12 protein-coding genes are annotated in these 14,147 nt (G+C 72.5%); 10 read left to right on the plus strand and 2 right to left on the minus strand.

The window, feature by feature from the left end; all coding sequences use genetic code 11:
- Positions 1 to 11 precede the first annotated feature (11 nt).
- The 3 genes from hisS (at position 12) to NFU81_RS17775 (ending at position 3,480) form a co-directional block, all read left to right on the plus strand.
- Positions 12 to 1,274 carry a histidine--tRNA ligase gene (gene hisS, locus NFU81_RS17765; RefSeq protein ID WP_251490927.1) on the plus strand — a complete coding sequence of 421 codons (1,263 nt, stop codon included), beginning with the start codon at positions 12 to 14 and terminating at the stop codon, positions 1,272 to 1,274.
- 102 nt (positions 1,275 to 1,376) lie between these two features.
- A complete protein-coding gene (locus NFU81_RS17770) occupies positions 1,377 to 2,033 on the plus strand; it encodes a vitamin K epoxide reductase family protein (protein WP_251490929.1) in 657 nt (218 codons plus the stop codon).
- 91 nt (positions 2,034 to 2,124) lie between these two features.
- Positions 2,125 to 3,480, plus strand: a complete 1,356-nt coding sequence (locus NFU81_RS17775) for a replication-associated recombination protein A (protein WP_251490932.1) — start codon at positions 2,125 to 2,127, stop codon at positions 3,478 to 3,480.
- Between the two features lie 19 nt (positions 3,481 to 3,499).
- On the opposite strand, the gene NFU81_RS17780 is transcribed toward NFU81_RS17775, so the two are convergent.
- The gene (locus NFU81_RS17780; RefSeq protein ID WP_251490935.1) at positions 3,500 to 4,294 is read right to left on the minus strand and encodes a DUF2470 domain-containing protein; all 795 of its coding nucleotides are present in this window, start codon (positions 4,292 to 4,294) and stop codon (positions 3,500 to 3,502) included.
- Positions 4,295 to 4,349: 55 nt separating this feature from the next.
- On the opposite strand from NFU81_RS17780, the gene rpsD reads away from it, so the two are divergent.
- Complete coding sequence (gene rpsD / locus NFU81_RS17785) at positions 4,350 to 4,964, plus strand: 30S ribosomal protein S4 (protein WP_251490938.1); 615 nt, start codon at positions 4,350 to 4,352, stop codon at positions 4,962 to 4,964.
- Positions 4,965 to 4,982: 18 nt separating this feature from the next.
- On the opposite strand, the gene NFU81_RS17790 is transcribed toward rpsD, so the two are convergent.
- Positions 4,983 to 7,139: an ATP-binding protein gene (locus NFU81_RS17790; RefSeq protein WP_251490941.1), complete on the minus strand. Its 2,157-nt coding sequence runs from the start codon at positions 7,137 to 7,139 to the stop codon at positions 4,983 to 4,985.
- Positions 7,140 to 7,344: 205 nt separating this feature from the next.
- On the opposite strand from NFU81_RS17790, the gene NFU81_RS17795 reads away from it, so the two are divergent.
- From NFU81_RS17795 to NFU81_RS17820, 6 genes are all read left to right on the plus strand, one after another.
- A complete protein-coding gene (locus NFU81_RS17795; RefSeq protein ID WP_251490944.1) occupies positions 7,345 to 7,776 on the plus strand; it encodes a DUF948 domain-containing protein in 432 nt (143 codons plus the stop codon).
- Between the two features lie 6 nt (positions 7,777 to 7,782).
- On the plus strand, positions 7,783 to 8,112 hold the full coding sequence (locus tag NFU81_RS17800; protein WP_251490946.1) for a DUF6167 family protein: 330 nt from the start codon (positions 7,783 to 7,785) through the stop codon (positions 8,110 to 8,112).
- Complete coding sequence (gene alaS, locus NFU81_RS17805; RefSeq protein ID WP_251490949.1) at positions 8,112 to 10,781, plus strand: alanine--tRNA ligase; 2,670 nt, start codon at positions 8,112 to 8,114, stop codon at positions 10,779 to 10,781. The genes NFU81_RS17800 and alaS overlap by 1 nt, the downstream gene beginning before the upstream one ends.
- A gap of 53 nt (positions 10,782 to 10,834) precedes the next feature.
- Positions 10,835 to 11,299: a Holliday junction resolvase RuvX gene (ruvX, locus tag NFU81_RS17810; RefSeq protein ID WP_251491105.1), complete on the plus strand. Its 465-nt coding sequence runs from the start codon at positions 10,835 to 10,837 to the stop codon at positions 11,297 to 11,299.
- Between the two features lie 100 nt (positions 11,300 to 11,399).
- Positions 11,400 to 13,280, plus strand: a complete 1,881-nt coding sequence (mltG, locus tag NFU81_RS17815; protein ID WP_251490952.1) for an endolytic transglycosylase MltG — start codon at positions 11,400 to 11,402, stop codon at positions 13,278 to 13,280.
- A complete protein-coding gene (locus NFU81_RS17820; RefSeq protein WP_251490954.1) occupies positions 13,277 to 14,107 on the plus strand; it encodes a shikimate dehydrogenase in 831 nt (276 codons plus the stop codon). Before mltG ends, NFU81_RS17820 begins: the two co-directional genes overlap by 4 nt.
- Positions 14,108 to 14,147: the final 40 nt, after the last annotated feature.

A 14,147-nucleotide genomic window follows, 5' to 3' on the forward strand; every position in this document is an offset into this window, starting at 1 on the left:
CGACTGCTGACGTGAGCACGTTCCAGGCCCCCAAGGGCACCTACGACCTGCTGCCGCCCGACTCCGCGGTGTACCTCGCGGTGCGCGAGGCCATCGCGGCACCCGCGCGCCGCGCGGGCTACGGCTACGTCGAGACCCCCGGTTTCGAGACCGTCGAGCTGTTCTCCCGCGGCGTCGGCGAGTCCACCGACATCGTGACCAAGGAGATGTACACCCTCACCACCAAGGGCGGCACCCAGCTCGCGCTGCGCCCCGAGGGCACCGCCTCGGTGCTGCGCGCCGCCCTGGAGGCCAACCTGCACAAGGCCGGCAACCTGCCGGTCAAGCTCTGGTACTCGGGCTCGTACTACCGCTACGAGCGCCCGCAGGCGGGCCGCTACCGGCACTTCTCGCAGGTCGGCGCGGAGGCGATCGGCGCCGAGGACCCGATGCTCGACGCCGAGCTGATCATCCTGGCCGACGAGGCGTACCGCTCGCTGGGCCTGCGCGGCTACCGGCTGCTGCTGAACTCCCTCGGCGACCGCGAGTGCCGCCCCGCCTACCGGACCGCGCTGCAGGACTTCCTGCGCGGCCTGGAGCTCGACGAGGACACCCGCCGCAGGATCGACATCAACCCGCTGCGGGTGCTGGACGACAAGCGCGAGGCGGTGCAGCGCCAGCTCGAAGGAGCGCCGCTGATCGCCGACCACCTGTGCGAGGCGTGCAAGGCCTACCACGAGCAGGTGCGCGAGCTGCTGACCGCGGCCGGGGTGGCGTACGAGGACGACCCGCGGCTGGTGCGCGGCCTGGACTACTACACCCGCACCACCTTCGAGTTCGTCCACGACGGGCTCGGCTCGCAGTCCGCGGTCGGCGGCGGCGGGCGCTACGACGGCCTGTCGGAGATGATCGGCGGCCCGTCGCTGCCGTCGGTCGGCTGGGCGCTCGGCGTGGACCGTACCGTGCTGGCGCTCCGGGTGGAGGGTGTGGAGCTGGCGCTGCCCGCGGTCACCGACGTCTACGCGGTGCCGCTCGGCGAGGAGGCCAGGCGGGCGCTGTTCCGCGCGGTCACCGAGCTGCGCAGGGCCGGGGTCGCGGCGGACTTCGCCTACGGCGGCAAGGGCATGAAGAACGCGATGAAATCAGCCAACCGTTCGGGCGCCCGGTTCGCGCTGGTCGCGGGCGACCGGGACCTGGCGGAGGGCGTCGTCCAGCTCAAGGACCTCGAAAGCGGCGACCAGGCACCGGTCGCCCTCGACGGGATCGTGGCGGCCGTCAAGGAGCGGCTGGCGTAAACCCCTCATCCGTGTACCAGGGTGGCGCAGGCTTATTCCAACCTGACCGCCCTGGTGCACAATGAGGGGTGCCCGCCCCCACGGACCTAGAGATCGGCCATCATGACGACTTCCGCCCTGGACGAGACGCGAACGGACGGCGAGCCTGAGCAGCGGCCGGCCGACGGCATCGCGGCGGGCAAGCCTTTCACGTGGCTGCTGCTGATCTGCGGAGCGCTCGGCCTGTGGGCGTCCTTCGTGATCACCGACGACAAGTTCCGGCTGCTCCAGGCGAAGCTCGACGGCAAGACGCTGCATCTTTCCTGCAGCCTCAACCCGGTGATCTCCTGCGGCGACGTCATGCAGAGCGACCAGGCGCACGTCTTCGGCTTCCAGAACCCGATCATCGGCCTGGTCGCCTTCCCCGTGCTGATGACGCTGGCCATGGGCATGTTCGCCGGCGCCCGCTACAAGGCGTGGTTCTGGTACGGCCTGCAGGCCGGCGGCCTGTTCGGTGTGTGCTTCATCTCCTGGCTCCAGTACCAGACGATCTACAACATCAACGCGGTCTGCCTGTGGTGCTGCCTGGCCTGGGTCGTCACCATCGCGGCGTTCTGGTACACCGCGGTGCACAACATCAAGCACGGCCTGATCAAGATCCCCGCCAAGGCCCGCGCGCTGGTGCTGGAGTTCCACTGGGTCGTGCCGGTGCTGTGGTACGGCGTGATCGCGATGCTGATCCTGGTGCACTTCTGGTACTACTGGAAGACCGTCATCTGACCGCTGCGGCACCGCCAGCCGGCCGTCCCCGGTGACCACTCCCGGCGGGCGGCCGACGCGGCTGTCGTACCGGTGACCTACGCTGCAATGCGTGGAGCCAGACCTTTTCACCGCCGCCGCCGAGGACCTCAGGGAGCGCGACCCCGGGGCCAGCCCGCTCGCCGTACGGATGCGCCCGCGCGTCCTGGAGGAGGTCGTCGGGCAGCAGCACCTGCTGCGGCCCGGATCGCCGCTGCGGCGGCTGGTGGCGGAGAGCGGCGGGGGACCCGCGGGACCCTCCTCGGTGATCCTGTGGGGGCCGCCGGGCACCGGCAAGACCACCCTGGCGTACGTGGTCAGCAAGGCCACCAACAAGCGCTTCGTGGAGCTGTCGGCGATCACCGCGGGCGTCAAGGAGGTCCGCACGGTCATCGAGAGCGCCAAGCGCCAGTCCGGCGGCTTCCAGCGCGAGACCGTGCTCTTCCTCGACGAGATCCACCGCTTCAGCAAGGCACAGCAGGACTCGCTGCTGCCCGCGGTGGAGAACCGCTGGGTCACCCTGATCGCGGCCACCACGGAGAACCCGTACTTCTCGGTGATCTCCCCGCTGCTCTCCCGCTCCCTGCTGCTCACCCTCGAACCGCTCACCGACGACGACCTGCGCGGGGTGCTGCACCGCGCGCTGGACGCCGAGCGGGGCCTGGCGGGCGCGGTGAGCCTGCCGAAGGACGCGGAGGAGCACCTGCTGCGGATCGCCGGCGGTGACGCCCGCCGGGCGCTGACCGCGCTGGAGGCCGGTGCGGGCTCGGCGCTGGCCAAGGGCGAGGACAGCATCACGCTGGCCACCCTGGAGGAGGCCGTCGACCGGGCCGCGGTCACCTACGACCGGGACGGCGACCAGCACTACGACGTGGCGAGCGCCCTGATCAAGTCCATCCGCGGTTCGGACGTGGACGCGGCACTGCACTACCTGGCCCGGATGATCGAGGCGGGTGAGGACCCGCGCTTCATCGCCCGCCGGCTGATGATCTCCGCCAGCGAGGACATCGGGCTCGCCGACTCCACCGCCCTGCCGACCGCGGTCGCCGCCGCACAGGCGGTGGCGATGATCGGCTTCCCCGAGGCGTCGCTGATCCTCTCGCACGCCACGATCGCGCTGGCGCTGGCCCCGAAGTCCAATGCCGCGACCACCGCGATCGGCGCCGCGCTCGCCGACGTACGGGCGGGCAAGGCGGGACCGGTGCCCGCCCACCTGCGCGACGGGCATTACAAGGGCGCGGCCAAGCTCGGCCACGCCCAGGGCTACGTCTACCCGCACGACGTGCCGGGCGCGGTCGCCGCCCAGCGGTATCTGCCCGACGAGCTGTCCGGCCGGCGCTACTACGAGCCGACCCGCTACGGGGCCGAGGCGCGCTACGCCGACGTCCTGGACTGGGTGCGCGAACGCCTCGCGGGCCGCGGCGAGTAGCGCCCGGCACGGTTCCGGCTCAGCCCTCGCGCGCCGCCGCGAACAGGTCGCGCATCGCCCGCTGCGCCCCGTCGAGCCCCCGCACGGGCGCGGGGAAGTCGAAGCGCGCGTCGAAGCCGCCGTCCTCGCCGCGGAACCGCACCCGCAGGCCGAACCGGTCCAGGGCCACCGGCACCGCGCCGGTGGTGCAGCGGTCCGCGCCGGACACCAGCGTGCACAGCGTGCCGACCTCGTCGGTGTGCGCGGCCGCCAGGTGCTGCAGGATCTCCGTCTCGTGCGCCGCCAGCGGGTCGGCGGCGGCGTCCGCGAACTCGTCGGGGTCGACCTGCGCCGCGCCCCACAGGTCGTCGAGGGTGATCTCGCCGACCTCCAGGCGCAGCAGTTCGGCGCCCGCCTCGAAGGACCCGCCGGGCACCGCGGTCAGCCAGCCGGCCACCCAGGCCCGGCCGCGGATGCGGTGCGGCACCGCGACCGGGGCGACGTCAGTGATCTCCAGCACAGCGGCCGCCTCGTCACCGGCGGCCGCGCGCACCGCGCGGACGGAGGGTGAATCGCACGGGAACAGCAGGAAGACGTCGCCGGCCGGCCCGACGGAGCGCCGCAGCGGCACCAGCGGGGCGGTGGGCGCGGGGGACAGGCCAGGAATGACCAGCGCGGCGGACGGGTTACCCTCGACCAGAGTGCGTGCGCGCTCCGCGGCCGTGGGCTGCCGGGGCGCCTCCTCCTCTTCGGGACGCGGCTGACCGTGCGGCGACCGCTCCGACCGCTCCTGCGGGCCGGACACGTCGGGTACGGGGTTCCCGGGTCGAATCATGCGCACTCCTCAGTTAAGGTAAGCCTTACCTAATTTACACGGAGGTTCGACGCACGTGAATCAGTCGCGTCCCAAGGTCAAGAAGTCCAGGGCGCTGGGTATCGCGCTCACCCCCAAGGCGGTCAAGTACTTCGAGGCCCGCCCCTACCCGCCGGGTGAGCATGGCCGCGGTCGCAAGCAGAACAGCGACTACAAGACCCGGCTGCTGGAGAAGCAGCGGCTGCGTGCGCAGTACGACATCAGCGAGCGGCAGATGCAGCGCGCCTACGACCGCGCCAAGAAGGTGGCGGGGCTGCGTACCGGCGAGGCGCTGATCATCGAGCTGGAGCGCCGCCTCGACGCCCTCGTGCTGCGCTCGGGCCTGGCCCGCACCATCTACCAGTCCCGGCAGATGGTCGTGCACGGCCACATCGAGGTCAACGGCCGCAAGGTCGACAAGCCCTCCTTCCGGGTCACCCCCGACGACGTCGTCCAGGTCCGCGAGCGGTCCCGCGAGAAGACCCCGTTCCTGGTCGCCCGCGAGGGCGGCTGGTCCGGCGAGGGCGAGTCCCCGCGCTACCTCCAGGTCAACCTGCAGGCGCTGGCGTTCCGCCTGGACCGCGACCCGAACCGCAAGGAGATCCCGGTGATCTGCGACGAGCAGCTGGTCGTGGAGTACTACGCCCGCTGACCGCCGCACGTCGGACGGCTACTGGCCCGCCGCCTCAGGAGAGGCGGCGGGCTCGTGCGTGCGCGGCGCGGGCGTACGCGGCACGGCGCGCTGCTCGCCCCGCAGCGGGCCGCGCGGACGGTTCAACGCCCGGTGCGCCGCCGCGTCCAGGCCCAGCAGCGCGCCCTCGCCGAGCGCCGCCGTGTACGCCGTCTCGCCCAGCGCCGCCCGTACCCGCTGCTCGCACACCGCGTGCGGCGCGTTGAAGTACCGCGAGCCGAACAGCCGCAGGCCCACCGACCCCCACAGCCGCCCGGCCGCACCCTGCAGCACCGCCGCCTCGTACGGCGCCCCCTCGCCTTCGGTGATCAGCGCCAGCAGCTCCAGCGCCAGCACCGCGCCCACCAGGTCGTCGAAGGCGTGGTCGATGGCCAGCGACTCCTCGGCCAGCCGCCTGGCCCGCCCGGGCTCACCGGCCAGCCAGGCCGCGTACCCCAGCACGTACAGCGCGTACGCCAGCGTCCAGCGCTCACCGTGGTCGCGGCAGATGTCCCTGACCTCCTCGGCCAGCCGCACCGCCTGCTCCACGTCGCCCTGGAAGGCCACCGACATCGCCAGTTCGACCTGCGCCATCAGCACGTTGCTGTTCAGCTCGCCGACCGAGCGGTAGCGCAGCAGCGCGTCGTCGATGAAGCGCTCGGCGCGCGGCATGTCGTCGGAGACCAGCGCCAGGCAGCCGAGCCGGTGCAGCGCGTACGCCTCCGCCACCGCGTTGCCCGCCGCCCGCGCCTCGTCGCGGCACTGCTGGAGCACCGACAGCGCCGCCGCCGAGTCGCCCTGGAGCAGCGCCACGTAGCCGTACACCCACATCGCCTTCGCCCGGGCCTCGGAGTGCTCGGCCGGCAGTTCCAGCGCCCGCCCCAGCCAGTGCCTGCCCTCGGCCAGCCGCCCGCAGCCCACCCAGCAGAACCACAGGGTGCCGGCCAGGTACTGGCCCACCGCCGGGTCCTCGGCCGGCTCGCCGAGAATCCCGTCCAGGCTGAACTCCAGGGCCAGCCGCAGGTTCGGCAGGTCCGCAGCGACCCGGGCGGCGACCTCTGCCTGGCGCGGGCTGAACCAGTCCAGCTCGCACCAGGTGGCGAGCCCCAGGTACCAGTCCCGGTGCCGGCGCCTGACCCTGGCCTCCTCGCCGAGCTCGGCCAGCCACCCGGCGCCGTACTCGCGGACGCTGTCCAGCATCCGGTAGCGCGCGTGACCGCCCTCGCCGTCCTCCTCGCGGCTGAGCACCGACTGGGCGACCAGCGCGGCGACCGCCTCGACCACCTCGGGTTCCGCGATGCCGCTGCCGGCGCACACGTACTCGACCGCCTCCAGGTCGAAGCGCCCCGCGAAGACCGACAGCCGCGCCCACAGCAGCCGTTCGGCCGGGCTGCACAGCTCGTGGCTCCAGCCGATCGCGGTCCGCAGCGCCCGGTGCCGCGCGGGCGCGCTCGGGTCGCCGCCGGTCAGCAGCCGGAAGCGGTCGTCGAGGCGGTCGAGCACCTGCTCGACCGACAGCGCGCGCAGCCGGACCGCGGCCAGTTCCAGCGCCAGCGGCAGACCGTCGAGCCGGGAGCACAGCTCCGCCACCGCCGCCGAGTTCGCCGCCGTCACCGCGAAGCCGGGCACCACCGCGGCCGCCCGCTCAGTGAACAGCCGCACCGCGTCCGAGGCGACGGGCAGCGGTTCGAGCGGCAGCAGCAGCTCACCGGTGATGCCCAGCGGCCGCCGGCCCACCGCCAGTACCCGCAACCCCGGCGCCCGGCGCAGCAGATCGGCGACCAGCGCCGCACACGGCTCGGCCAGCCGGTCGAACCCGTCGAGGACCAGCAGCAGTTCGCGGTCGGCCAGGTGTTCCGCCAGCGCCTCGCGCGGCGCCCGACTGGTGTGGTCGGGCAGCCGCAGCGCCTCGGCGACGGTGTGGTCCACCAGATCCGCGCCGTGCAGCCCGATGAGTTCGACGAACCGGACGCCGTCGCGGAAACGGTCCTGCAACCTCCGGGCGGCATGCAGGGCGAGCCGGGTCTTCCCGACGCCGCCCGCACCGGTGACCGTCGCCAGCCGTGATCCGGTCACCAGCGCGGTCAACCGGTCGAGTTCCGGCACTCTGCCGACGAAACCGGTCAGCTCGGACGGGAGGTTACCCGCAGTCTCCATGGTGCACGGAGCGTACTTGAATGCTCGCGCTACGTACAGCGGGCCGTCCCAGGGGTTGCCAGACGGCCTGACCTCTGCTCAGGAGGGTGAGCGTCGGGACGCCACGCCACGGCAAGGGGCAGCCGGGAATGCGGTACGGCGGCGGCCGGGTGGCGCGATAGGCTCAGGGATCAACCGACCTGGTGACGAGAGGGAGCGCGGCAAAGTGTCCGGTGGAGAAGTGGCCGGCGTGGCCGGCCTCGTCGTCGCGGTGTTCTGGGCGATCCTCGTGTCGTTCCTGGCGCTCGCGCTCGCGCGCCTGGCAGGCACCCTGCGCCGCACCACGGAGCTGGTCGCCGGTATCACCGAGCAGGCCGTACCGCTGCTCGGCGAGGCCTCGGACGCGCTGCGCTCCGCGCACACCCAGCTCGACCGGGTCGACACGATCACCGCCGACGTGGCCGAGGTGACCGCCAACGCCTCCGCGCTGTCCTCCACCGTCGCCAGCACCTTCGGCGGCCCGCTGGTGAAGGTCGCGGCCTTCGGCTACGGGGTGCGGCGCGCGGTCGGGCTGCAGGCCGGCGGCGCAGGCAAGGTGGTGCCCGGGCAGGCGCCCGCCGCCCGACGAGGCCGCCGCCGCAACCGCTCGAAGGACTGAGGCCCCATGTTCCGCCGTCTGTTCTGGTTCCTTACCGGTGCCGCCACCGGAGTGTGGGCCACCACCAAGGTCAACCGCGCACTGCGCCGGCTCAGCCCGGAAAGCCTCGCCGCGACCGCGGCCGACCGCGCGCTGGAGACCGGCGCCCGGCTGCGCACGTTCGCCCACGACGTCAGGGCGGGCATGACGCAGCGCGAAGGGGAACTGCACGACGCCCTCGGGCTGACCGGCGCGGACGACCCCCGCCGCGCCGCCCCGCGGGAACTCGACACCGACCTCCCGGCACCGCGCCGGGGCATTGCGTACAACGCGTACGACCGGAAGGACGATCACTGATGGAGTCGGCAGAAATCCGCCGCCGCTGGCTGCGCTTCTTCGAGGAGCGCGGGCACACCGTTGTGCCGTCGGCGTCCCTCATCGCCGACGACCCGACGCTGCTGCTGGTCCCGGCGGGCATGGTCCCCTTCAAGCCGTACTTCCTCGGCGAGGTCAAGCCGCCCTTCCGGCGGGCCACCAGCGTCCAGAAGTGCGTCCGCACCCCGGACATCGAAGAGGTCGGCAAGACCACCAGGCACGGCACGTTCTTCCAGATGTGCGGCAACTTCTCCTTCGGCGACTACTTCAAGGAAGGCGCCATCCGCTACGCCTGGGAGCTGCTCACCCTGCCCCAGGACCGGGGCGGTTACGGCCTGGAGCCGGAGAAGCTCTGGATCACCGTCTACGAGCAGGACCCCGAGGCCGAGCAGATCTGGCGCGACGTGATCGGCGTGCCCGCGGAGCGCATCCAGCGGCTCGGCATGGGCCCCAACTTCTGGTCCATGGGTGTCCCGGGACCCTGCGGCCCCTGCTCCGAGATCAACTACGACCGCGGCCCGGAGTTCGGCGTCGAGGGCGGCCCCGCCGTCAACGACGAGCGCTACGTGGAGATCTGGAACCTGGTCTTCATGCAGTACGAGCGCGGCGCGGGCGAGGGCAAGGAGGACTTCCCGATCCTCGGCGACCTGCCCGCCCAGAACATCGACACCGGCCTCGGCCTCGAACGCCTCGCGATGATCCTGCAGGGCGTGCAGAACATGTACGAGACCGACACCCTGCGGGTCGTGATCGACAAGGCCACCGAGCTGAGCGGCGTGCGGTACGGGCAGGCGCACGACACCGACGTGGCCCTGCGGGTCGTCGCCGACCACATGCGCACCTCGATGATGCTGATCGGCGACGGCGTCACCCCCGGCAACGAGGGCCGCGGCTACGTGCTGCGCCGCATCATGCGCCGCGCCATCCGCAACATGCGGCTGCTCGGCGCCCACGACGCGGTCGCCGCCGAGCTGATCGACGTGGTGCTCACCACCATGGGCGAGCAGTACCCGGAGCTGCTGACCGACCGCAAGCGCATCGAGACCGTCGCGCTGGCCGAGGAGGCCGCCTTCCTCAAGACGCTCAGGGCCGGCACCAACATCCTCGACACCGCCGTCACCGAGACCAAGCAGGCCGGCGGCACCGTGCTGTCCGGGGACCAGGCCTTCCTGCTGCACGACACCTGGGGCTTCCCGATCGACCTCACCCTGGAGATGGCCTCGGAGCAGGGCCTGTCCGTGGACGAGGACGGCTTCCGGCGGCTGATGAAGGAGCAGCGCGACCGCGCCAAGGCCGACGCCCGCGCCAAGAAGACCGGCCACGCCGACCTGTCCGCCTACCGCGAGGTCGCCGACCGCTCGGGCACCACGCTCTTCACCGGATACACCGACAACCAGAACGAGGCCACCGTCGTCGGCCTGCTGGTCGACGGCCTGCCCTCGCCCGCCGCCACCGAGGGCGACGAGGTCGAGGTCGTCCTCGACCGCACGCCCTTCTACGCCGAGGGCGGCGGCCAGCTCGCCGACACCGGCCGGATCAGGGTCGACGGCGGCGCCGTCGTCGAGGTCAGGGACGTCCAGCAGCCGGTGCCCGGCGTCAGCGTGCACAAGGGCGTCGTCCAGGTCGGCGAGATCGCCCTGGGCTCCGCCGTGCTCGCCCAGATCGACCTGGTCAGGCGCCGCGCCATCGCCCGCGCCCACAGTGCCACCCACCTCACCCACCAGGCGCTGCGTGACGCCCTCGGCCCCACGGCCGCCCAGGCCGGCTCGGAGAACTCGCCCGGCCGCTTCCGCTTCGACTTCGGCTCGCCGGCCGCCGTGCCCGGCACCGTGCTGACCGACGTCGAGCAGAAGATCAACGAGGTGCTGGCCCGCGAACTGGACGTCACCGCCGAGGTGCTGCCCATCGCCGAGGCCAAACGGCAGGGCGCCATCGCCGAGTTCGGCGAGAAGTACGGCGAGCACGTCCGGGTCGTCACCATCGGCGACTTCTCCAAGGAGCTGTGCGGCGGCACCCACGTCCACAACACCGCGCAGCTGGGCCTGGTCAAGCTGCTCGGCGAGTCCTCGATCGGCTCCGGCGTGCGCCGCGTCGAGGCCCTGGTCGGCGTGGACGCCTACAACTTCCTCGCCCGCGAGCACACCGTCGTCGCCCAGTTGACCGAACTGGTCAAGGGCCGGCCCGACGAGCTGCCCGAGAAGATCTCCGGCATGCTCGCCAAGCTCAAGGACGCCGAGAAGGAGATCGAGCGCTTCCGCGCCGAGAAGGTGCTGCAGGCCGCCGCGGGCCTCGCCGAGACCGCGCAGGACGTCAAGGGCGTCGCCCTGGTCACCGGTTCGGTGCCGGACGGCACCGGCGCCGACGACCTGCGCCGGCTGGTGCTGGACGTGCGGCAGCGCATCACCGGCGGCCGGCCGGCCGTCGTGGCGCTGTTCACGGTGGCGAACGGCCGCCCGCTGACCGTGGTGGCCACCAACGAGGCCGCCCGCGAGCGCGGCATCAAGGCCGGCGAGCTGGTCCGTACCGCCGCCAAGGCGCTCGGCGGCGGCGGTGGCGGCAAGGACGACGTCGCCCAGGGCGGCGGGCAGAACCCGGCCGCCGTCCAGGAAGCCGTCGAGGCCGTGCAGCGGCTCGTCGCCGAGAAGGCGTGAGCGTGCACGACCCCGAGCAGCACGAGGGCGCCGAGCCCGCCGGCAGGCCCGCGATACGGCGGGGCCGGCGGCTCGGCGTCGACGTCGGGGACGCCAGGATCGGGGTCGCCTCCTGCGACCCGGACGGCATCCTGGCGACCCCGGTCGAGACGGTGCCGGGCCGCGACGTCCCCGCGGCCCTGCGCAGGCTCGCCGCGCTCGTCGCCGAGTACGAGCCGATCGAGGTCGTCGTCGGGCTGCCGCGGTCGCTCAACGGCACCGAGGGGCCGGCCGCGGCCAAGGTGCGGACCTTTGCGCAAGGTGTGGCGAAAATCATCACACCGGTGCCGGTACGCCTGGTGGATGAGCGGATGACCACCGTAACGGCCACACAGGGGCTGCGCGCTTCCGGCGTGAAGGCGAAGAAGGGACGCTCCGTGGTCGACCAGGTTGCGGCCGTCATCATTCTGCAGAGCGCGCTGGAAGCCGAACGGCTGTCGGGTAAAGCTCCCGGGGAGAGCGTCCAATCCTCCATCTGATCGCGATACGGTAACGTTCCGCGCGACACGGCGGCGCCTCCTGGCGCCGCCCGTTTCGCAAGGTCGGCAGCCCGATGCCGACCGCGTACCAAGGGGACCGATGACTGACTATGGCCGGGGCTCCGGCTCCGAACCGTGGCACCCGGACGACCCGCTGTTCGGCGACGCGTACGACGGAGGCCAGGGCTACCAGCAGCCCCAGCCCCAGCAGCCGCAGCAGCAGGGCGGTGAGTGGCAGGACCCGTACGCCACAGGTCAGCATCAGCAGCAGTACCCACAGCAGGGCACCGGCCAGTACCCGCAGCAGCCCCAGCAGCAGTACCCGCAGCAGCAGTACCCGATGCAGCACCCGCAACAGCAGCAGCACACGGGCCAGTACCCGCAGCAGCAGTACCCGCAGCAGGGCGGCTACGACGGCTACGACACCGGGTCGCACCAGACGTACGACACCGGATCGCACCCCACGGGCGGCTACGGCACCCAGGACCCGTACGGCGGCCGCCCGCAGCAGGACCCCTACGGTGGCCAGCAGCAGCCCGGCTACTACGGCCAGGGCGGCTACCCGCAGCAACAGCAGCCCCAGCAGCAGTACGGCCAGCAGCCGCAGCAACCCCAGCAGCCCGGCCCCGGCATGCAGCAGCCGCAGCCGCCGCAGCAGCCGCAGCAGGGCGCCCAGCAGGGCCAGCACCCGGGCCAGCCCGCGCCCGGCCAGACGCGGCTCCAGCAGCCGGCACCCGGCGCCCGCCCGCAGGAGCCCGGCGCCCGCCCGTTGCGCACCGCCCCCGCCAACACCGGCGACTGGGATGCGGACGACGACGCCGACCCCCGCGAGCACGCCTTCTTCGCCGGCCGCGACGACGACGACGATGACGACGACCGGCCGGCCGGCAACGAGAGCGGCGGCCGGCGGGCCGGCAGGAACCAGCAGCCCAAGGGCGGCAAGAAGCGCCGCAGCGGCTGCGCCTGCCTGACGGTGCTGCTCGTGCTCGGCGGCGGCCTCGGCGGCGCGGTCTACTACGGCTACGGCGTCTACCAGGACCACTTCGGCCCCGCCCCCGACTACACGGGCAACGGCACCCCCTCGGTCCAGGTCGAGATCCCCAAGGGCTCGACGCTGACCACGATGGGCAACCTGCTCAAGAACGCCGGCGTGGTCAAGAGCGTCGACGCCTTCACGGCGGCGGCCCGCAACAACCCCAAGGGCCAGTCCATCCAGGCCGGCGTCTACGTGCTGAACAAGAACATGTCCGCGGCCGCGGCCGTCACGATGATGCTCGACCCGAAGTCGCAGAGTGCGCTGATCATCCCCGAGGGGCTGCGGGCCACCCGCATATACGCCGATATCGACCACAAGCTCGGCCTCAAGGCGGGGACGACCGCCCAGCAGGTCAAGGGTGTCGACCTCGGCCTGCCCGCCTGGGCCAAGGGCAACGTCGAGGGCTTCCTCTTCCCCGCCAAGTACAGCGTGGGCAAGGGTATGAAGCCGGTCGACGTCGTCAAGCAGATGGTCAACCAGGCCAAGGCGGAGTACACCGAGGACGGCCTGGAGGCCGGTGCCGCGAAGATGGGCAGGACACCGCTGGAGATCATCGAGATCGCCAGCCTCGTCCAGGCCGAGGCCCAGGAGGCGGACGACTTCGGCAAGGTGTCCCGGGTCGTCTACAACCGGCTCAGCCAGGGCACGATGCTGCAGTTCGACTCGACCATCAACTACGCCATGGGCCGGTCGACCCTGAACACCAGCAACAAGGACATCCACTTCAAGTCGCCGTACAACACCTACACGCACAAGGGCCTGCCGCCAGGACCGATCGACAACCCCGGGCATGACGCCATCAAGGCCGCGCTCAACCCGACGGACGGCAACTGGATCTGGTTCGTGACGGTCAAGCCCGGCGATACGCGCTTCACCGACAGCTACGCCGAGCACCAGAAGAACGTCGCGGACTTCAACGCCTACCAGAAGGCCCACGGCGGGTGACCGGCACCCGCCGTGCCGCCGTGCTCGGCTCGCCCATCGCGCACTCGCTGTCCCCGGTGCTGCACCGGGCCGCGTACGCCGCGATGGGCCTGACCGGCTGGCGCTACGACCGCTTCGAGGTCGACGAGGACGCGCTGCCCGGCTTCCTCGACGGCCTCGACCCGGCGCAGTGGGCGGGCCTGTCGCTGACGATGCCGCTCAAGCGCGCAGTGATCCCGCTGCTGGACAGCGTCAGCGACACCGCCGCGTCGGTGGAGGCCGTCAACACCGTCGTCCTCGGCGCCGACGGCCGCCGCAGCGGCGACAACACCGACATCCCCGGCATGCTCGCCGCCCTGCGCGAACGCGGCGTCACCTCCGTGCCGTCGGCGGCGATCCTGGGTGCCGGCGCCACCGCGTCCTCTGCCCTGGCCGCGCTCGCCCGCATCTGCACCGGCGAGGTCACCGCGTACGTCCGCGGCCCGGCCCGCGTCGCGGAGATGCGGCAGTGGGGAGAGCGCCTCGGGGTGACCGTACGCACCGCCGACTGGGCCGACGCCGCGAAGGCGCTCGACGAGCCGCTGGTCGTGGCCACCACCCCGGCCGGCGCCGCCGACCACCTGGCCGCCGCCGTCCCCGGCCACCCCGGCACCCTCTTCGACGTGCTCTACCACCCCTGGCCGACCGCACTGGCCGCCGCCTGGTCCGACCGGGACGCCCCGGTCGTCAGCGGCCTCGACCTGCTGGTCCACCAGGCCGTCCTCCAGGTCGAACAGCACACCGGCCACACCCCGGCCCCGCTCGCCGCAATGCGCACCGCGGGCGAGGCCGCACTCGGCACGCACTGACCGCGGACCCGCCGGGAGGCGTCCCGCACCCTGGACGCCG

This window comes from Actinacidiphila cocklensis (assembly GCF_907177275.1).
Classification (GTDB): Bacteria; Actinomycetota; Actinomycetes; order Streptomycetales; family Streptomycetaceae; genus Actinacidiphila; species Actinacidiphila cocklensis.

What these genes read in the sequence shown, in the direction of transcription:
- NFU81_RS17790 (WP_251490941.1), bottom strand. Translation starts at nt 7,139, where the DNA reads ATGGAGACTGCGGGTAACCTCCCGTCCGAGCTGACCGGTTTCGTCGGC.
- NFU81_RS17780 (WP_251490935.1), bottom strand. Translation starts at nt 4,294, where the DNA reads ATGATTCGACCCGGGAACCCCGTACCCGACGTGTCCGGCCCGCAGGAG.
- NFU81_RS17770 (WP_251490929.1), top strand. Translation starts at nt 1,377, where the DNA reads ATGACGACTTCCGCCCTGGACGAGACGCGAACGGACGGCGAGCCTGAG.
- mltG (WP_251490952.1), top strand. Translation starts at nt 11,400, where the DNA reads ATGACTGACTATGGCCGGGGCTCCGGCTCCGAACCGTGGCACCCGGAC.
- NFU81_RS17800 (WP_251490946.1), top strand. Translation starts at nt 7,783, where the DNA reads ATGTTCCGCCGTCTGTTCTGGTTCCTTACCGGTGCCGCCACCGGAGTG.
- alaS (WP_251490949.1), top strand. Translation starts at nt 8,112, where the DNA reads ATGGAGTCGGCAGAAATCCGCCGCCGCTGGCTGCGCTTCTTCGAGGAG.